Source organism: Mesorhizobium sp. YM1C-6-2 (assembly GCF_003666685.1).
Taxonomy (GTDB): domain Bacteria; phylum Pseudomonadota; class Alphaproteobacteria; order Rhizobiales; family Rhizobiaceae; genus Mesorhizobium_K.
On sequence record NZ_RCIZ01000002.1, the window covers coordinates 615,522 to 634,424 of the forward strand.

16 protein-coding genes and 1 pseudogene are annotated in these 18,903 nt (G+C 66.8%); 9 read left to right on the forward strand and 8 right to left on the reverse strand.

Annotated elements, in window-relative coordinates:
• Positions 1-5 precede the first annotated feature (5 nt).
• The 5 genes and pseudogenes from D8676_RS07820 to D8676_RS07840 form a co-directional block, all read right to left on the reverse strand.
• On the reverse strand, positions 6-890 hold the full coding sequence (locus tag D8676_RS07820; RefSeq protein ID WP_121580269.1) for an SUMF1/EgtB/PvdO family nonheme iron enzyme: 885 nt from the start codon (positions 888-890) through the stop codon (positions 6-8).
• Between the two features lie 59 nt (positions 891-949).
• On the reverse strand, positions 950-2,053 hold the full coding sequence (nirK, locus tag D8676_RS07825; protein WP_121580270.1) for a copper-containing nitrite reductase: 1,104 nt from the start codon (positions 2,051-2,053) through the stop codon (positions 950-952).
• Between the two features lie 263 nt (positions 2,054-2,316).
• Complete coding sequence (locus D8676_RS07830; RefSeq protein ID WP_121580271.1) at positions 2,317-3,387, reverse strand: hypothetical protein; 1,071 nt, start codon at positions 3,385-3,387, stop codon at positions 2,317-2,319.
• 166 nt (positions 3,388-3,553) lie between these two features.
• Positions 3,554-4,201 (reverse strand): annotated as a pseudogene (locus tag D8676_RS07835) (protein-L-isoaspartate(D-aspartate) O-methyltransferase); the annotation flags it as partial.
• Between the two features lie 250 nt (positions 4,202-4,451).
• Positions 4,452-6,119 (reverse strand): dihydroxyacetone kinase family protein, encoded by a 1,668-nt coding sequence (locus tag D8676_RS07840; RefSeq protein WP_121580273.1) that lies wholly within the window; start codon positions 6,117-6,119, stop codon positions 4,452-4,454.
• A gap of 253 nt (positions 6,120-6,372) precedes the next feature.
• Here D8676_RS07840 and pcaF point away from each other — a divergent pair, with 253 nt between their 5' ends.
• The 6 genes from pcaF to D8676_RS07870 all read left to right on the forward strand — a co-directional run bounded on the left by pcaF (position 6,373) and on the right by D8676_RS07870 (position 12,385).
• Positions 6,373-7,575: a 3-oxoadipyl-CoA thiolase gene (gene pcaF / locus D8676_RS07845; RefSeq protein WP_121580274.1), complete on the forward strand. Its 1,203-nt coding sequence runs from the start codon at positions 6,373-6,375 to the stop codon at positions 7,573-7,575.
• 243 nt (positions 7,576-7,818) lie between these two features.
• Positions 7,819-8,961: an ABC transporter substrate-binding protein gene (locus tag D8676_RS07850; protein ID WP_121580275.1), complete on the forward strand. Its 1,143-nt coding sequence runs from the start codon at positions 7,819-7,821 to the stop codon at positions 8,959-8,961.
• 106 nt (positions 8,962-9,067) lie between these two features.
• The gene (locus D8676_RS07855; protein ID WP_121580469.1) at positions 9,068-9,988 is read left to right on the forward strand and encodes a branched-chain amino acid ABC transporter permease; all 921 of its coding nucleotides are present in this window, start codon (positions 9,068-9,070) and stop codon (positions 9,986-9,988) included.
• A 3-nt stretch (positions 9,989-9,991) separates the two neighbouring features.
• The gene (locus tag D8676_RS07860; protein ID WP_121580276.1) at positions 9,992-10,960 is read left to right on the forward strand and encodes a branched-chain amino acid ABC transporter permease; all 969 of its coding nucleotides are present in this window, start codon (positions 9,992-9,994) and stop codon (positions 10,958-10,960) included.
• Positions 10,953-11,702, forward strand: a complete 750-nt coding sequence (locus D8676_RS07865; protein WP_121580277.1) for an ABC transporter ATP-binding protein — start codon at positions 10,953-10,955, stop codon at positions 11,700-11,702. Before D8676_RS07860 ends, D8676_RS07865 begins: the two co-directional genes overlap by 8 nt.
• On the forward strand, positions 11,699-12,385 hold the full coding sequence (locus tag D8676_RS07870; RefSeq protein ID WP_121580278.1) for an ABC transporter ATP-binding protein: 687 nt from the start codon (positions 11,699-11,701) through the stop codon (positions 12,383-12,385). Before D8676_RS07865 ends, D8676_RS07870 begins: the two co-directional genes overlap by 4 nt.
• 2 nt (positions 12,386-12,387) lie before the next feature.
• Here D8676_RS07870 and D8676_RS07875 read toward each other — a convergent pair whose 3' ends face one another.
• Both D8676_RS07875 and D8676_RS07880 read right to left on the reverse strand, forming a co-directional pair.
• Complete coding sequence (locus D8676_RS07875; protein ID WP_121580279.1) at positions 12,388-13,557, reverse strand: PLP-dependent aspartate aminotransferase family protein; 1,170 nt, start codon at positions 13,555-13,557, stop codon at positions 12,388-12,390.
• On the reverse strand, positions 13,554-14,984 hold the full coding sequence (locus D8676_RS07880) for a pyridoxal-phosphate dependent enzyme (RefSeq protein WP_121580280.1): 1,431 nt from the start codon (positions 14,982-14,984) through the stop codon (positions 13,554-13,556). Before D8676_RS07880 ends, D8676_RS07875 begins: the two co-directional genes overlap by 4 nt.
• A 253-nt stretch (positions 14,985-15,237) precedes the next feature.
• Between D8676_RS07880 and D8676_RS07885 the strand changes: the two genes are divergently transcribed.
• Positions 15,238-15,762 carry a 2,4'-dihydroxyacetophenone dioxygenase family protein gene (locus D8676_RS07885; protein WP_121580281.1) on the forward strand — a complete coding sequence of 175 codons (525 nt, stop codon included), beginning with the start codon at positions 15,238-15,240 and terminating at the stop codon, positions 15,760-15,762.
• A 5-nt stretch (positions 15,763-15,767) separates the two neighbouring features.
• Positions 15,768-16,496 (forward strand): SDR family oxidoreductase, encoded by a 729-nt coding sequence (locus D8676_RS07890; protein ID WP_121580282.1) that lies wholly within the window; start codon positions 15,768-15,770, stop codon positions 16,494-16,496.
• 12 nt (positions 16,497-16,508) lie between these two features.
• Here D8676_RS07890 and D8676_RS07895 read toward each other — a convergent pair whose 3' ends face one another.
• Positions 16,509-17,531, reverse strand: a complete 1,023-nt coding sequence (locus D8676_RS07895; RefSeq protein ID WP_121580283.1) for a LacI family DNA-binding transcriptional regulator — start codon at positions 17,529-17,531, stop codon at positions 16,509-16,511.
• A 343-nt stretch (positions 17,532-17,874) separates the two neighbouring features.
• Here D8676_RS07895 and D8676_RS07900 point away from each other — a divergent pair, with 343 nt between their 5' ends.
• Positions 17,875-18,873 carry a substrate-binding domain-containing protein gene (locus D8676_RS07900; RefSeq protein ID WP_183097024.1) on the forward strand — a complete coding sequence of 333 codons (999 nt, stop codon included), beginning with the start codon at positions 17,875-17,877 and terminating at the stop codon, positions 18,871-18,873.
• Positions 18,874-18,903 lie beyond the last annotated feature (30 nt).

Sequence of the window (18,903 nt, forward strand, 5' to 3'; positions counted from 1 at the left end):
CCAGGTCAGCTATACCGGAACATGTCGATCACGCTCCGGAGCCGCGCCTTCAGCGCGGCGATTGCGGGAAGGCCTCCGTCGTCACGGACCAGGCGGAAGCCGAGGTTTTCCGGCGGTGTCCCGACGGCGCATCCGCCGCTTTTTCCGTCGCGCACGAAATTGGACATGTACGCCCGGTGCCTCCCCTCGAGCACATGCACCCCGCAATTCTCGACAGCGCTCTCGACACCGCCTTCGGCGGTCAGTGTGACGCGGCTGTAGCAGGTTGAGGTCCACTCCCAGACATTGCCGCCGAAATCCTCGACGCCGAAGCTGTTGGGGCCATAGTGCCCGCGTGGCTTAGGCTCGGGGTCGGCCGGGCGCTTGGCGGCGGCTTCCTCGCGGTACCGCCTTATCCAGCGCACGGCCGGGTTGCCCGGATCGTCCGCGCCGGCGGCGAAGGATTCGCCGCCGAACCGCTCGCCGGCGGCCGCAGCCGCCTCAAGTGCGGTCGGAAGCCGCCACTTTCCGTCGGTGACCTCGGAATACCACCTTGCGTAGGCCTGCGCGTCCGTCCAGTTCACCCCGGTGACCGGGACATCGCCGTGCGTCGCCCGCGCGTCTGCTGCGGCGCATGCGCCCGCCGCCGCGCAGCGTTGATAGTCGGCGAGGCTGACCTGATGTTTGGTGATGCGAAAGGCCGCGACGTCCTCGCGGGTTGTGGGTGCGGCGGCTGGTCTGCCGTCGGCGAGGAATTCACCCGGCAGCGGGAAGTCGAGCACCTGTTCGGCGATCGTCACCGTTTCCGCTGCCGGAACCGGCGGTTCGCTCGGCGCCTGCAGCCCGAGGGCCAGCGCCGGCGCGACAAGGGCGGCGGACGTGAAAGAGGCTTCCAGCAGGGTGATCGCCATGGGAACGCTCCAGAGAAACGCGGCCCGGATCTCCCAAGGTCCGGGCCGCGACCTGATCGTCAGTTGGTCGGGATCGGGCCGGGCGCCTCGACCTGCTTCATCAGGTCGTCGCGCCACTCGCCCTCGACCACGAAGTGGGCCGTCGCTCCGAGCTCCACCGCTTCGATCAGGTTATGGTTGACGTAGGCGTAGACGCCCGGCTGGAGGAAGGTGTAGAGCGCCGCCCCGGCCGATCCGCCGCGGATGAACCAGGTCTCAAGGTCCTTGGCGGGCGGGTTGGCGAACTTGCCTTCTTCCCACACATAGTCGCCGTGACCGCCGATTATGTGTGGCCGGGTGTCCCGGTTGGCCTGCGAATGGACGATGAGCACCATCTCGCCGACTTTCGCCTTCATGGCGTTGTCGCCCGTCAGCGCGCCCTTCGCACCGTTGAAGACCACGTGGGTCGGCACCAGGCCCTTCATCACCTCGAGCGTGTCGGCATAGCTGTCGCCGTGGCTCTCGTAGGTCTTGAAGTTGCCGTCCTCGTCGCGCGGAATGTAGAACTCGTTCTCGCCGATGTAGAACACCTTGTCGTAGGTGAGCGGTTCGCCCTTCTCGTTCTTCAGTCCGTCGCGCGGCAGGACCATGATGGTGCCGGCCATGCCCGAGACGACGTGCCAGGGGATCATCGGGCCTTCGGGCGCGCAGTGATAGACGAAGGTTCCGCTGCGGGTCGCCTTGAAGCGCAGCTTCACCTGCTCGCCGGGGTTGACGAGCGTCAGCGCGCCGCCGCCCAACGCGCCGGTGGCGGCGTGGAAGTCGATGTTGTGGGGCATCGAGTTGCTGCCCGGGTTGACCAGCGTCAGCTCGACATAGTCGCCTTCATGGACCACCATCATCGGGCCGGGTATCGAGCCGTTGAAGGTCATGCCCTGCAGGACGGTGCCGTCGTCGTCGATGACGACGGGCTTCTCCTCGATCGCCATGGTGAACTCGATGACCTTGGGTCCGCCCTTCGCCACCTGATCGTGCGCATGCACGAAGGGCGGGGCGACAAGCTTGACCCGCTCGCGCGGCAGCGCGGCGATCTGGTCCTCGGTTGCGAAAGCGGCCATCGGGGGCATCGCGGCCAGCATAGCGGTGGCCGCCGCTCCGATCATTGCCTGGCGACGCGTGAACATCTTGGTTCTCCTTGTGATCCAATCCGTTGTCGATGGGGAGAACCATATCCATCGTGCGGACAGCCTCTTTGTGCTGCGACAAACACCAGACACGAGGCGGGATTTTTGGAAGTTGCGGCGGTCCGGAACACTTGGGAACGGGGAACTCCGGTCCGCGTGAGTACCTCGGCGTCCCGGTACGAAACCGGGCCTTGAACGGGATCAGCTTGACGCTGCGGCCGTGCTACCCGCCTGCGCCACCGCCGGACGGCAGGATGCCGGCGTTAAAGGCCGAGGAATGCGGGGTCGCAGGGGATGGTTACGGCCCGGCCCGACGTCGGCGTGACATCGATGCCGTGACCGGCCTGCGCCAGCGATGCGATCTTTCCGGCCTCGTCCCAGGGCACGCAGCCGATGATGTGGCGCACCTCGGTCGTGCCGCCGGGGTCGAGCGTCAGACCGGTCGGCACGCCTGCCGCTGACGGCGGCAGCTCGTTGAGTTCCCGCAACCCCTCCTCGACGCCGAGGCAGTTGACGTGCCTGCCGTTCCAGGGCGCGTAGTCGCGCCCGCCGTTCGAGAACCAGAGCATCGTGACCGGAAGCCGGGCCGGGTTGCGCAGGCTGATGAAAAGGTCGCCTTCCTTTTCGCGCGCCACCGTCGACCAGCCGAGCCTGCTCCCCTCCGCTTCGACGCCGACCGCGAAATCCTCATGCCGGGAAGCGAAGGGGTAGCGGGTGATGTCAGCCTCGCCGCCGGCGGCGAGCGGGAACTGCGCGGGATCGGCGACCTTGGCGGGGCAGGCGAGCAGCGAGCGTCCGCGCGCCGGATCGGATTCCAGAGGCGCGGCCGGCGTCTCCCACCAGCGTTTTTGCGAAAAACTCAACTGGCCGCCATTGGGCAGCGAGACCATGGCATGGTTGGCGACCGACATGTTCTCGGCCCGCCCTCCGGTGAAGATGTGGCGCTGGTAGAGGAAGGGGTGGCCGTCGACCAGCCGCAGCTCCTTGACCAGGTCCGCGCCCATCGCCTTGCGGTCGAGCCGAAAGCGGGCGACCGTCTCTCCCCCTGAGCGCTCTGTCCCGACATGCGTCCAGCTCGTGTTCGCCGGCCAGCCATGGCCCGGCGCGCCGTCGGCCGACGCGTCGCCGAACGGGGCGCAGAAGAAATCGCCCGCAAGTCCGCCGAGATGGGGGCCCGCGCCGTCGGGGAGGGCGATATCCTGCCCGACCCATGGCGCCTTGTGCAGCATGGAGATTTCGCGTCCGCCGCGCTCGACGACGAGTTCGGAGATCATTCCGAAAAGAAGCTCAACGCGCGCCCTGATGCCGTCTGCTTCGATCTCGACATGTGCCATCGGCGAGCCTTCTCCGGTTGCGATTCACTCTGGGAAGTTGCCGATGCTTAGAGGATCGGACCGAAAATGCGAAGCGTTTCGGATGATCCGGCGCAATCACAGGCCGGCTGCCCGACAAGCGCCGACCGCAGCCGCTGCGCCGGGTGTGCGCCCCAACTCAGGGATTGTCCTGCCATCCATGCTCGCCGATCAGCGGCACGAACATGACGCCGCCAAAATCCTCTTCCTCGAATTTGTTCGCTGCCGTCCGGGTGATACGGATGAGCCGCTGCGAGCCGCGTTCGCGGCCGACCGGCATCACCAGCCGTCCGCCGATCTCCAGTTGCTCCTGGAGGACCCGCGGCGCCGAGGGACCGCCGGCCGCCACGAGAATGGCGTCGAACGGCGCTTTCTCCGGCCAGCCCTTGGAGCCGTCGCCGACCTTGACGTCGACGTTTGCATAACCGGCAGCGCCAAGGCGTTGTTGGGCCTTCTCGGCAAGCGGCAGGTGCCGTTCGATAGTAACCACCTCCGCGGCGAGTTCGGCCAGTACCGCCGCCGCATAGCCCGAGCCCGTGCCAACCTCCAGGACGCGGTCGGTCGCCGCTATCGCAGCGGCTTCCGCCATCATGGCAACCACGAGAGGCTGGGAAATCGTTTGTCCGCAGCCGATAGGCAACGGGCTGTCTTCATAGGCGAACTCCTCGAATCCCTCGTCGACGAAGGCTTCGCGGGGTACCTTGCGCAACGCTGCCAGCACGCGCTCGTCATGCACCCCGCGCCGCGCGATCTGCACCTCAACCATCCGATGCCTGGCATGCTCGAAATCAAGCATGGCACTTCGAGCCTCTTCCCTGGAGACGTTGCTAACGACCGTCGCGCCGGTTGTGATGCTCACCCTCCAGCTTCTCGCCACGGATCATCTGCCTGTCGGCTGCATCCGTAAACTGCACACCTGGTCTTCGCTGATCCATCAAACAGCCGCCGGAACCGATGGGTTCCGGCCCACGGTGATAGAACCGCCGGGCCCGTACAGGGCCCAGCCGTCGTTTCGATCCATGCAGCACCGCGCCGCCGGTGCAGGCTTACCCAGGAATGTTGGCGCCGATGGCTCCGAGCCAGATCGCCACCGCCGTGGCGCCGCCGTCCGGATGGCCGAGGGCGCGCTTGCCGAGATAGCTGGCGCGTCCGAGCGCCGGCAGCATGTCGCTGGTCGCCTTGGCGCCCGCGTCGGCCGCCTTTGCCGCATCGGCGAAGCTGCCGGACTTCTTCCACGCATCCGCGGCCGGCGCCAGAGCGTCGACCATGGTGCGGTCGCCTGGCTTGGCGCCGCCGAGTTCCATGATCGCGGCGGTGCCGGCCTCGAACGCCGCCTGCCAGTCCTGCTGGGTCGGCTCGGCTTTCTCCGCGAGGACGGCGGCGGCGCGCAGAAGGGCCGTCGCGTAGAACGGGCCCGAACTGCCGGCGATCGCGCGGCGCAGCGCGTTGCCGAGATCGGAAAGCAGGCGTGCCGGCGAGGAGAAGCTGTCGTCGCCGAGCGCGCGGATCGCATTCGCGCCGCGCACCATGCTGGCGCCGAGGTCGCCGTCGCCCGACTTGGCGTCGAGATCGCCGAGCATCTGTTCGGATGCCTCAAGGGCTTCGGCGACGGCCAGCGCGACCTGCTTCAGCCTGGGCGACAGCGGTCCGGGCGATGCCTTCGCAGGAACGGGCTGCGGCGGAACCTTCACCAGCTTGCGCTCCGCGATCCGGCCGTCGCCAGGCCACACCGGAACGTCTGTCGCATCGTCGAAGAGCCCGTTGCGCTGTTCGTCGAGCGGCAGCACGGTGAGCGAAACGCCGGGCATCTCGATCGCCGTCATGAAATTGCCCGTCCATGCGCGCTCGACGGCAATGCCGCGCCCGCGCAGGTTCGCCAGCGCCGCCCGCGAGACGACGGCGAGTTCCATCGGCGGCGTGCTGCCCAGCCCGTTCACCATCAGCGCAACCTTCGCGCCGGGTTTCAGCTCGAGATCCGCGACGATTGAGTCGAGCAGCGACGCCACGATCTCGTCGGCGCCGAGCATGGTGCTGCGCTCGACGCCCTTTTCGCCATGGATGCCGAGGCCGAATTCGATCTCGTTCTCGCCGAGTTCGAAGCCCGGCTTGCCGACCGACGGCACCGTGCAGGCGCCCAGCGCCACGCCCATCGAGCCGAGCGCCGCCGCTGCGCTGCGCGCGATCCCGGCGACGTCGGCGAGCGGCAGGCCGCGCTCGGCCGCCGCTCCGGCAAGCTTGTGCACGAGCACCGTGCCGGCGATGCCGCGCCGGCGGTCGCGCGCCACCAGGTCGCGCAGCGCCACGTCGTCCGCCACGACCACCACCTCCACCGGGATGCCCTGCTGGCGGGCAAGCTCGGCGGCGAGGCCGAAGTTCAGCCGGTCGCCGGTGTAGTTCTTGACGACCAGCACTGCGCCGGCCGGCCCGCTGACGGCGAGGATCGCGGCAAGCACCGCATCGGTACTGGGTGAGGTGAAGACGTCGCCGGCGACGGCCGCCGTCAGCATGCCGCGCCCGACATAGCCGGCATGCGCCGGCTCGTGGCCGCTGCCGCCGCCCGAGATGATCGCGACCTTGCGTTCTGCCGGAGCCGGAAGCTCGGCGCGGATCACCACATCCTCGCCGTCGAGCAAGGCGAGGCGAGGGGAGAGGTCGACGGTTCCCTCCAGAAGTTCCCGAACGAGGCGCCGCGGGTCGTTGATGAGCTTCTTCATGGAGGTCCCCTCAGGATGGAAAGCTGGCAGGTCAAGAACGAGCGAAAACGGGCATGTGTTTTCGGGACGGCCATTTGCCCGAATCCATGGCGGGATCGCAACCCTGTTCGTCGCACGTGACCTGCGCCGGATAGCCGACGGCCCTGAAACAGGCAGCATGGATATTTTTGGGAAACACCGCTAAGCCACACGCCGAAGCGACAGGCGCGGTTCGCGGCTGCGCATCCGTGGCGCCAGGTATTTGGAGAATCGCATGCCCGAGGCTTTCATCTGCGATTACGTCCGCACGCCGATCGGGCGGTTCGGCGGATCGCTGTCTTCCGTGCGGACGGACGATCTCGGCGCCGTCCCGCTGAAGGCGCTTCTGGAACGCAACGCAGGTGTCGACTGGGCTGCGGTCGACGACCTTGTCTATGGCTGCGCCAACCAGGCCGGCGAGGACAACCGCAACGTCGCGCGTATGGTGCTCCTGCTCGCAGGCCTGCCGAAGGAGGTGCCGGGCTCGACGGTCAACCGGCTGTGCGGCTCCGGCATGGATGCCGTCACCATCGCCGCCCGCGCCATCAAGGCCGGCGAGGCCGAACTGATGATCGCCGGCGGCGTCGAATCGATGAGCCGCGCGCCCTTCGTTCTGCCCAAGGCCGAGAGCGCCTTCTCGCGCAACGCCGAGATCCACGACACCACCATCGGCTGGCGCTTCGTCAATCCGCTGATGAAGAAGCAGTACGGTATCGATTCCATGCCGGAGACCGGCGAGAACGTCGCCGAGGATTTTTCCGTCTCCCGCGCCGACCAGGACGCCTTCGCCGTGCGCAGCCAGGCGAAGGCCGCCGCCGCGCAGGAGAATGGCAGGCTGGCGAAGGAGATCGTTCCGGTGACGATCCCGCAGCGAAAGGGCGATCCGGTCGTGGTCGGCAAGGACGAGCACCCCCGTGTCACCAGCATCGAGGCGCTGGCAAAGCTGCCGACGCCGTTCCGGCAGGGCGGCACGGTGACGGCCGGCAACGCGTCGGGCGTCAACGACGGCGCGGCGGCGTTGATCGTCGCCTCGGAAGCGGCGGCGAAGAAGCATGGCCTGACCCCGATCGCGCGCATCCTCGGCGGCGCTTCGGCCGGTGTGGAACCCCGCATCATGGGCATCGGCCCGGTGCCGGCGACGCAGAAGCTCTGCGCCCGGCTCGGCCTGAAGCCGGCCGATTTCGACGTCGTCGAGCTCAATGAGGCCTTCGCCTCGCAGGGCATCGCCGTGTTGCGCCAGCTCGGCATCGCCGAGGACGCCGCGCATGTGAACCCCAATGGCGGCGCCATCGCGCTCGGCCATCCGCTCGGCATGTCCGGCGCCCGCATCACCGGCACGGCCGCGCTCGAACTGCGTGAACGCAATGCCAGGTTGGCGCTCGCCACCATGTGCATCGGCGTCGGCCAGGGCATCGCCATCGCGATGGAGCGGGTCTAGCCTTTCGTTCTGCGTTGTGTCGCCTGACTGCCGCGAGCCGGCGATTGGGGCCATGACTGGCATGCGTAGGCGCCGGTTGAGCTTGGGTCCCGCTCAGCGAGCAGCGCCGAGGCCGGTACCCGACAAATCCCGCCGGCCATGGCCCTCCCAGACGAAAGGACTATTCTCAAAACGGGGTTTTCAACGCGATATGTTTTCGGCACTTTGGCGTTTCGGCCGACAAAAACGAATGGGAGATCGGAAATGAGGACTATTCTTGCAGCAGGTGCGCTGGCGCTGGCGCTGGGCGCCTCGGGCATCGCTTTCGCCGAGCCGGTGAAGGTCGGCATGATCACCACGCTCTCCGGCGGCGGCGCCGGCCTGGGCGTCGATGCCCGCGACGGCTTCATGCTGGCGATCAAGCTCTCCGGCTCCAAGGATATCGAGGTCGTCACCGAGGATGACGCCATGAAGCCGGAGCTGGCGGTCCAGATCGCCGACAAGATGATCCAGAGCGACAAGGTCGACGTGCTCACCGGCATCATCTGGTCGAACCTCGCCATGGCCGTGGTGCCGAATGCTGTCGCGCAGGGCAAGTTCTACCTGTCGGTCAATGCCGGCCCGTCGCCGCTGGCCGGCGCGAAATGCGACAAGAACTATTTCAACGTCGCCTACCAGAACGACAATTTCCACGAGGCGGCGGGCAACTATGCGCAGACGGAAGGCATCAAGAAGATGTTCATCCTGGCGCCGAACTACCCAGCCGGCACCGATTCCCTGAATGGCTTCAAGCGCTACTACAAGGGCGAACTCGTCGGCGAGGTCTACACCAAGCTCGGCCAGACCGACTACGCCGCCGAGATCGCGCAGATCCGCGCCTCGGGCGCCGATTCCGTGTTCTTCTTCCTGCCCGGCGGAATGGGCATCGCCTTCATGAAGCAATATGCCCAGTCGGGCGTCGGCATCCCCGTGATGGGACCGGGCTTCTCCTTCAGCCAGGACGTTCTGGCCGCGATCGGCGACGCTGCGCTCGGCGCCAAGAACACCGCATCCTGGTCGCCGGACCTCGACAATCCGAAGAACAAGGAATTCGTCGAGGCGTTCAAGACCGAGTACAACCGGCTGCCTTCGATCTACGCCGCGCAGGCCTTCGACACCGGCACGCTGCTCGCTGCGGCGGCGGCCAAGGCCGACGTCAAGGACGCCGACGCCTTCCGGGCGGCGCTTGCGGCAGCCGAGTTCGATTCCGTGCGCGGCAAGTTCAAGTTCAACACCAACCACCATCCGATCCAGGATTTCTACGTCCGCGAGGTGGTCAAGAACGACGAAGGCGTCCTGACCAACAAGATCGTGGCGACCAGCTTCACCGACCACACCGACGCCTACGCGGCCGAGTGCAAGCTTTAAAATTGACCCCGTATCAGCCGTTGGCGCGTCGGGGGGCGGCATCGCCGCCTCCCTCGCGATGCGCCGAGGTCCCGATCTTCCCGCTGTCCGGTGGTAGGTGCGGATCGTGCAGACAGCCCTGATCGTCGAACAGCTTCTGAACGGACTCCAGTTCGGGGTCATGCTCTTCCTCATGGCCGCCGGGCTGACCCTCATCTTCGGCGTCATGGGGCTGATCAACCTCGCGCACGGTTCCTTCTACATGGTCGGGGCCTTCGCCTGCGCGGCGGTGGCCGCGGCGACCGGCTCGTTCTGGCTCGGTCTCGCCGCCAGCCTGGTCGCCGCCGCGGCGGCCGGCGCCCTGATCGAGGTCACAGTGATCCGCCGGCTCTATGGTCGCGACCATCTCGACCAGGTGCTAGCGACCTTCGCGCTGATCCTCATCCTGTCCGAATCCGTGCGCTGGCTGTTCGGCGACTTTCCGCTCTACCTCAACATCCCGCCGCAGCTCGGCGGCGCCGTCGCCTTGCCGGGCGGCGTGCAGTACCCGGTCTACCGGCTTGCCATCATCGCGGCGGGCCTGCTCGTCGGCGTCGCGCTCTATGCGCTGATCGCCAGGACGCGTCTCGGCATGCGCATTCGCGCCGGCGAATCCGACCGCGAGATGATCGGGGCGCTCGGCGTCGACATAAGCACGCTCTACACAATCGTCTTCGCGCTGGGCGCCGCACTCGCCGGCCTTGCCGGCGCGATGGTCGGCGCCCTGCAGTCGGTGCAGGTCGGCATGGGCGAGCCGGTGCTCATCCTCGCCTTCGTCGTCATCGTCATCGGAGGCATCGGCTCCATCAAGGGCGCCTTCGTCGGCGCGCTGCTCGTCGGCGTCACCGATACGCTCGGCCGCATCCTGCTACCGCAACTGCTCGCCGCCGCGATCGGCCCCGCCCAGGCGGCCGGTATCGGCGCGGCGCTCGCCTCGATGTCGATCTACATCGTCATGGCGCTGATCCTCGCTTTCCGGCCCAAGGGCCTCTACTCGGCGCAGGGCTGACCGATGCGGCGGGAAGGATTGCTCAACCTCGTGCTTGCGCTGCTGCTGCTGGCGCTGCCCTTTGCCGCCCAGATGCTCGGCGAGCCGTTCTATGTGACGCTGGCGACGCGCATGGCGATCCTCGCGCTGGCGGCTGTCGGACTCAACCTGGCGCTCGGCTTCGGCGGGCTCGTCTCGTTCGGCCACGCCGCCTTCTTCGGCATCGGTGGTTATGCCGCCGGCATCCTTGCCAGCCACGCCTTCAACGCCGAGCCGCTGCTCGGCCTGCCGGGAACGGACCAGATGCCGGTCATCTGGCTTGTCGCCGCGCTCGTCTGCGCGCTGGTCGCGCTGCCCATCGGCGCGATCAGCCTGAGGACCAGCGGCGTCTATTTCATCATGATCACTCTGGCCTTCGCGCAGATGGTCTATTATTTCGCCGTCTCCTGGCCGGCCTATGGCGGTGAGGACGGCCTGTCGATCACGGTACGCAATGGCTTTCCCGGCCTGAACACCGCCAATCCGCTGAGCTTCTTTCTCGTCTGCTATGCTGTGCTGATGGCGGCGCTCGTGCTCATGTGGCGCATCCGGGATTCCCGCTTCGGCGCTGCCCTACAGGCCGCCAGGCAGAACGACACGCGCGTCGCGGCGATAGGTATCCGGCCGTACCACATCCGGCTTGCGGCCTTCGTCATCTCCGCCGTCGTCACCGGCATTGCCGGCGCGCTCTTCGCCGATCTCAACCGCTTCGTCAGCCCGTCGATGATGTCCTGGCAGATGTCCGGCGAACTGATCGTGCTGATCATCCTCGGCGGCACCGGCAGGCTGTTCGGCCCGGTCGCAGGCGCCATCCTCTACGTGCTGCTCGAATTCGCGCTCGGCGGGCTGACCGAGCGTTGGCAGTTCTTCCTCGGCTTCATCCTGCTCGGCGTCGTGCTCTTCGCGCGCGGCGGCATCATCGGCGTCCTTGCCGGGAAGGCGCGCCATGGCTGACCCGATCCTCGACATCCGCGACCTGTCCAAGAGTTTTGGCGGGCTGAAGGCGACCGACGGCGTCAGCCTCGACCTCAGGGCAGGGGAGATTCACGCGTTGATCGGCCCCAACGGCGCCGGCAAGACGACCCTGATCCACCAGATCTCGGGCGGCCTCAGGCCGGACGCCGGCTCCATCCGCTTCCTCGGCCAGGACGTGCTTGGCCTCGGTGTGGCCGCGCGCGCCCGCCTCGGGCTTGGCCGCACCTTCCAGATTTCGTCGCTGGCGCTGGAATTCTCCGCGCTGCGCAACGTGATGCTCGCCGTGCAGGGCCGGCAGGGGTCGAGCTTCCGCTTCTTCGCCAACGTCATGGCCGATACAAGTCTCACCGAGCCGGCGATGGCCGCGCTCGACCGTGTCGGCCTTGCCGGACGCGCCGCCGTTCCCGCCGCCGAACTGTCGCATGGCGAACGCCGCCAGCTCGAGATCGCCATCGCGCTGGCGCTCGGCTCCAGGGCGCTGCTGCTCGACGAGCCGATGGCGGGCATGGGGCAGGAGGGTTCTCGCGCGCTGACGCGGCTGCTCGACGCGCTCCGCGCCGAGGCGCCAATCCTTCTCGTCGAGCACGACATGGACGCCGTCTTCGCGCTCGCCGACCGTATTTCCGTGCTGGTCTACGGCCGCATCGTCGCCAGCGGCGCCGTCGAGGACATCCGCAACAATCCCGACGTGCGCCAGGCCTATCTCGGAGCATCGGCATGACGCTGCTTCAGGCCTCTGCCGTCGAGACGTTCTACGGCCCGAGCCAGGCGCTGTTCGGCGTCGATCTCGATGTCGGCGAGGGCGAGGTCGTCACACTGATGGGTCGCAACGGCATGGGCAAGACGACCACCATCCGCTCCATATGCGGCATGACGCCGGCGCGCGCCGGGCGCATCGTCTTCGCCGGCGCGGAGCTTGCCGGACTGCCGCCGCACCGCATCGCACGGCTGGGCATCGGCCTCGTGCCGGAGGGGCGTCGCTGCTTCCCCAACCTGACGGTGCAGGAAAATCTCGTCGCCTCCGCGCGGCCGGGCAAATGGACGCTCGACGCGGTCACGTCGCTGTTCCTGCGGCTTGGCGAGCGGCTGCGCCAATATGCGAGCACGCTTTCGGGCGGCGAGCAGCAGATGTTGGCCATCGGCCGCGCGCTGATGACCAATCCGCGCCTGCTCATCCTCGACGAGGCGACCGAGGGCCTGGCGCCTATCATCCGGCAGGACATCTGGGCCGCGATCCGCAAGCTCAAGGCGGACGGCCAGGCCATCCTCGTGGTCGACAAGACAATGGACGAGGTGCTCGGCGTCGCCGACCGCTGCGTCGTGCTGGAAAAGGGCCGTACCGTCTGGAGCGGCGGCCCCGCCGAACTCACGCCCGAATTGCAGGATCGGTATCTGGGCGTCTGACCCTACGCCGCCAGCGCCCGCTCGAGATCGGCGATCAGGTCGTCGCCGTCCTCGATGCCGCAGGACAGCCTGACCAGCGAATCGGAGATGCCGATCGCCGCGCGCTGCTCGGGCGGTATCGAGCCGTGCGTCATCAGCGCCGGATGCTCGATCAGGCTCTCGACCCCGCCGAGGCTCTCGGCCAGCGTGAAGAGCTGCGTGCGCTCCAGGAAACGTTTGGTGCCGGCGAGGTCGCGGTCGAGCTCTACCGAGATCATGCCGCCGAAGGCCGACATCTGCCGCTTGGCGACGGCATGCTGCGGATGGCTTGGCAGGCCGGGATAGATGACGCGGCGCACATCCTTGCGGCTCTCCAGCCATTTGGCGATCTTCAGCCCGTTCTCGGAGTGCCTCTCCATCCTCAGCGCCAGCGTCTTGATGCCGCGCAAGGCGAGAAAACTGTCGAACGGCCCGGAAATGGCGCCGACCGCGTTCTGCAGGAATTTGAGCTGGTCGAGGATTTCGCCTTCCTCGCGCACCACGGCGACGCCGCCGACCATGTCTGAATGGCCGTTGAGGTATTTCGTCGTCGAATGCACGACGATGTCGACGCCGAGTTCCAGCGGCCGCTGCAGGTAGGGACTGCAGAAGGTGTTGTCGGCGACTGTGATCAATCCCCTGCGCTTCGCCAGCGCCGCGATGCCTTCGAGGTCGACCACCTTGAGCAGCGGGTTGGTCGGCGTCTCGATCCACAGCATCCGCGTTTCCGGCCTGATCGCGGCCTCCACCGCGGCGAGGTCGGTGAAGTCGGCGAGGCTGACCTGCAGCCCGGCCGAGCGCTTGCGCACCCGGTGCATCAGCCGGTAGCTGCCGCCATAGATGTCGTCGGTCGCCACCACATGGGCGCCGGCGTCGAGCAGTTCGAGGATGTTGGCGATCGCCGCCAGTCCCGAGCCGAAGGCGAAGGCGGCGGCGCCGCTTTCGAGGTCGGCCACCGCGCGCTCGAAGGCGAAGCGCGTCGGGTTCTGGCTGCGGGCGTATTCGAATCCCTTGTGGACCGCCGGGCTCTCCTGCGCATAGGTCGAGGTGGCGTAGATCGGCACCATCACCGCGCCGGTGGTCGGGTCGTGGCTCTGTCCGCCGTGGATCGTGCGGGTGGCGAAGGCCAGGCGGTTCTTACCGGATGCAGTCATGTCTTGGATCGCCTCAGATGGTTGATCAGGTCGATGCGGGTGATCAGGCCGAAGAACTCGTCGCCGTCATAGATGATCGCCACCTCGTTGCGGTCGAACACCGGCAGCAGCGCGTCGAGCGTCTGGTCGGCCTGCAGCGTGTGGAGCTCGGCGGTCATCGCGGTTTTCACCGGCGCATCGAAGCGCGCCCAGCGGCCGTCATAGGAGCCCTCGACGCGCTGCAGGATGTCGCTCTCGTCGATGATGCCGATCAGCTTGCCCTGGTCGATGACGGGAAGCTGCGAGACGTCGGCGCGGCGCATGCGCCCATAGGCGTTGATCAGCGTGTCCTCCGGCCCGACGGTGATGGTGCCGCCCTCGCGGTGCGAGCGCGCCACGAGATCGCGCAGATCGCCGTGCTGCACGCGCTCCGACAGGCCCTGCTCGGCCAGCCAGTAATCGTCGAACACCTTGGAGAGGTATTTGTTGCCGGAATCGCAGACGAAGGTGACGACGCGCTTCGGCATCTTCTGCTCGCGGCAATATTTGAGCGCCGCCGCCAGCAATGTCCCCGACGACGAGCCGGCGAGGATGCCCTCCTTCGACAGCAGGTCGCGCGCGGTGGCCATGCTCAGCCGGTCGGCGATCGAATATGCCTTCTTCACGAGGGAAAGGTCGGCGTTCGGCGGCACGAAATCCTCGCCGATGCCCTCGACCGTCCAGCTTCCAGCCTCGATCATCTCGCCGGTCTTGACCAGCGGCGCCAGCACCGAGCCGATCGGGTCGGCAAGCACCATCTCGGTCTTCGGCGAAACCTTCGCGAAGAAGCGTCCAAGCCCCGAGAGCGTGCCGCCCGAGCCGACGCCGACCACGACCGCGTCTATGTCGCCGCCAAGCTGTTCCCACAGCTCCGGCCCGGTCGTCGTCTCATGCGCCAGCGGGTTGGCCGGATTGGCGAACTGGTTGACGTAGAAGGAGCCGGGCGTCTCCGCCGCGATGCTCTCGGCCATGTCCTGGTAATATTCCGGGTGCCCCTTGCCGACGTCCGAGCGCGTCAGCCTGACCTCGGCGCCCAGCGCCCGCAGATGCTGCACCTTCTCGCGCGACATCTTGTCGGGCACTACCAGCACGATGCGGTAGCCCTTCGGTATGCCGACCTGCGCAAGCCCCAGCCCGGTATTGCCGGCGGTCGCCTCGATGATCGTCCCGCCCTTCTTCAGCTTGCCGCTCTTCTCGGCCTCGGCGATCATCGACAGCGCGATGCGGTCCTTGATCGAGCCGCCCGGGTTCTGGCTTTCGAGCTTCACGAACAGCCGGCATTGGCCCGTATCGAACTTGGTCAGCTCCACGACGGGCGTCTGCCCGATGAGGTCGAGCACCGACGCATAGGGCGGCTGCAGCCGTGCCCGGATTGCGGTGGTCTTGGTCTGGTTCTTCGTCTCGCTCATGTCTGGCTCCAACAGACTGCGCTTGCCTCGCGCGGTGGGAGATATGGCAAATATGGCCGGGGTCCACGAGAAAATCCAATCCGCGAAAGCTCAGGTGCGTAGTTGAAAAATCCGGTAGGGCTGCGTGCGGAGACTTTCATTCCGTCGGGCCGGCCGCGTTGGGGCTCCCGGATGCGCGCCCACGTCATTTGACTGTTCGGGTCATCTGCGCAATCTGGTCGCTCCGACGACCCGCCGAACAGGACGAGACGAAATGCCCGCCGAGAAAGACGAACACGCCCGCATGCCCTACCAGTTCCCGATGCCGGTGGACGCATTGCCGGAGATCGTCGTCCCGGACGCCGTCCCCACGGACGACCGGCTCTGGGTGCCGCAGGCCGAGAATGTCTGGTTCAGGCCGCTCTGCCTGAACCGCTCGCAGGGCTACTGGACGAACCTGCTCAAGGTGCGCAAGGCGGGCGTGCTGTCGCGCCACCGCCATCCGCAATCCGTGCACGGCTTCGTGCTCAAGGGGCGCTGGCGCTATCTCGAGCACGACTGGGTCGCTACCGAAGGATCCTATGTCTTCGAGCCCCCGGGCGAGACGCACACGCTCGTCGTGCCTGACGATGTCGAGGAGATGATCACCTTTTTCCAGGTCAACGGCGTCATGTATTACGTCGACCCCTGGGGCAAGAATCTCGGCTACGAGGACGTCTTCACCAAGATCGACATGTGCCGCGCGCATTTCGAGCGGGTCGGGCTCGGCGCCGACTACGTGAACGCCTTCATCCGGTGACGGCGATGGGCTTCTGGCCGAACGGCTGCTTCGCGGACCGGCATGTCCTGATCAGCGGCGGGACCTCCGGCATCGGCGCCGCGGTCGCCAAGGCATTCCTCGCGGAGAACGCCCGCGTCACCGTGACCGGCGTCGGCGACCTGTCGGCGGCCGAACGCGAGCTGGAAGGTGCAACCGTCCGGCAGCTCGATGTCCGCGACGAAAGGGCCATCGCCGCGCTGGTCGCCGGCTTCGACAGGCTCGACCATCTCGTCAACTGCGCCGGCGTCATCCGCCGCGGCGACGAGCTCCAGCCTGAAGTTTTCGCCGATGTCGTCGACATCAACCTGACCGGCACGATGCGCCTCTCGTCTGCCGCACGGCCGCTGCTTGCCCGGCAGGGCGGCACCATCGTCAACACGGCATCCATGCTGAGCTTCTTCGGCGGCGGGCTGGTCCCCGGCTATTCCGCGTCGAAGGGCGGCATCGCCCAGTTGACCAAGTCGCTGGCGATCGCCTGGGCGGGCGATGGCATCCGCGTCAACGCCATCGCGCCGGGCTGGATCGAAACCGCGCTGACGCAGGCCGTTCGCGAGGACGAGGCGCGCAACCGCGCCATCGCCGAGCGGACCGCGCTGAAGCGCTGGGGCAAGCCCGACGAACTGGCCGGCGCGGTTCTCTTCCTCTGCTCGCCGCTCGCCTCCTACGTCACCGGCACGATCCTGCCGGTCGACGGCGGCTATCTCGCCGTCTGAGAGGCATCGGTCTCAATGTGCCGGGATGTTCTCCCGGAAGATCAGCCTGGGCTCGATGTAGCGGTTGGCGATCACCTGCGCCGACGAGGCGATCGAGCCGAGCAGCTGGATCACCGACTGCACGGCGGTCAGGCGGGCATTCTGGTCGATCACCACGTCGGCAAGGTCGTCGATCAGGTAGGTGCGGGTGAGCGGCGTCAGGTCGTGGCAGATGAAGACCGGCCTTTGCGCCAGCTTGGTCTCGCGCAGCGCGCGCGCCACGCCGAAACGGCCGGCGCCGACGCAGTAGATCCCGCGCAGCTCAGGCTGGTCGCGCAGCAGCTTCACGGTCTCCGCATAGCTCGCCTCGCCGTCCTCGTTGGTGTCGACTGATATGCTCACCGTGAGTTTTGGGAAATCCTCGGCGAGCACGGCGCGGAAACCCATCTCGCGCTCCTCATGGCCGCGATAGGAACGTGAGCCGGTGACGATCGCGATGTCGCCGGAAAGGGCGCGCAGCAGCCTGCCCATCAGGAACGCCGCCGTCCGCCCGGCAACGCGGTTGTCCAGCCCGACATAGGCCGAGCGCGGCGCCGCCGGCACGTCCGAGGCGATGGTGACGAGCTTGACGCCCGCATCCGCAAGCCGCTGCAGTACGCCGCGCGTGCGTGGGTGGTCGACGGCGATCACACCGACCCCCTTGGTCTCCAGCGAGAGCTTGTCCATCGCCGCCTGCAGGGTGGCCGGCGAGATGTCTGCAAGGTCGTGGATTTTGCAGGAGGCGACCAGCGGCATGCGGCTGGCCTGGTCGCGGATGTGGTCGGCCAGCTCGCTCATGAACACGTTCTGCCGGATCGGCAGGAAGAATTCGAGCGCCGCAGGCCGCGAGGGAAGGGTGACGGAGCCGGCCGTCGGCAGATAGCCGAGCCGCTGCGCCGCCTCCATCACGCGCTGGCGGTTCGCCGCGCTGATACCCGGCCTGTTGTTCAGCGCCCGGTCGACCGTCGCGGTGGAGAGGCCGCAGCTTTGCGCTATCGCTGAAACCGTAACTTTCATGAAGAATCCCTTTGTAACGAGCGACGATTAAGCATCTCACCGCGCATGCTGCCAATATGTCGATCGAAACTGAGCGTTTCCCTGATTGCCCCCTCATTTACTGGAACGGGCCTCAATACCAAGAAAAGCATGGGGTTAGAGATCGGGCTCTTCTGGTTTTTGGCCGATTTCCATCGGCCTGAGCTCGCCTGTCGATCAAATATCGTGATGTGATCTGATGGAGAGTTTGATTGTGAGCGCCCTTTCGGCGTCTATGCTCGATCTTGGAGGAGATGCGTTGTGATGCCTTGGCTCTGGCATGGGCAGCACCACGCGCAGGTTAAAAAAAGGGGAGGAAGTAAACGTGAAAACTGCATCGATACTTTTGGCTGGAACTGTACTGGCGGCCCTGGTGGCCGTTCCAAGTGTCGCCCAGGATTTGCCGGGCAAGGATCTGAAGATCGCCGTGGTCCTGAAAACGCTGGCCAATCCCTACTGGGCCGCCACGCAGCAGGGCATAGAGGCAAAGGCCAAGGAGATCGGGGCGGTCGTGACCGTTCAGGCGGGCACCGATGAGTCCTCGATCGACGAACAGACCAACATCGTCCAGGCCATGGTCGGACAGGACTACAACTGCTTCATCGTTGCGCCGATCAGCAACAGCAATCTGATCCAGCCGCTGGTGACGGCAGCGCAGAAGAACATTCCGATCGTAGCAGGCGACGCCTTCGACGAAGCGGCTCTCCAGGCCGCCGGCGTCAAGCTGACGACATATGTGACCGTGCGCCATACCGACGCCGGTAAGGCTGTGGCCGAGGACATGGTCAAGCGTTTCGACGGCTCCGGCAAGGTCGCGCTGATCGGCGGCTTGGCGGCTCACCCGGCCAGCATCCAGCGCCTCGAAGGATTCCGCAGCGGCGCCGGTGGCCTGGAGATCGTCCAGGAGCAGGCGGCCGACTGGGACCGCGAGAAGGCGCTCAATGCCGCCGACGCCATCCTGCGCGCGCATCCTGATCTCAAGGGCTTCTACGCGGCCAATGACGGCATGGCGCTCGGTGTCCAGCAGGCCGTGAACAATGCCGGCCTCACCGGCAAGGTGCTGGTGTTCGGCACCGACGCCATCGACGACGCGCTGAACTCGATCGAGGCCGGTCAACTCACCGGAACGGCCGCACAGTTTCCGTTCCTGATGGGCGGACTCGAGGTCGAGGCATGCCTCGCCGCCTCGCAGGGGGCGACGGTCGATCCGCTGACCGCGGCTCCACAGGCGCTGATCACCTCGGAGAACGTCGCAGCCGCCAAAGCTTCTGCGCCACAGCCGTTCTTCGAATACGAAAGCCCGATTGCGAAGCTGATCAAGTAGCGCGTTCAAAGCAAGCAGATCCGCTAACCG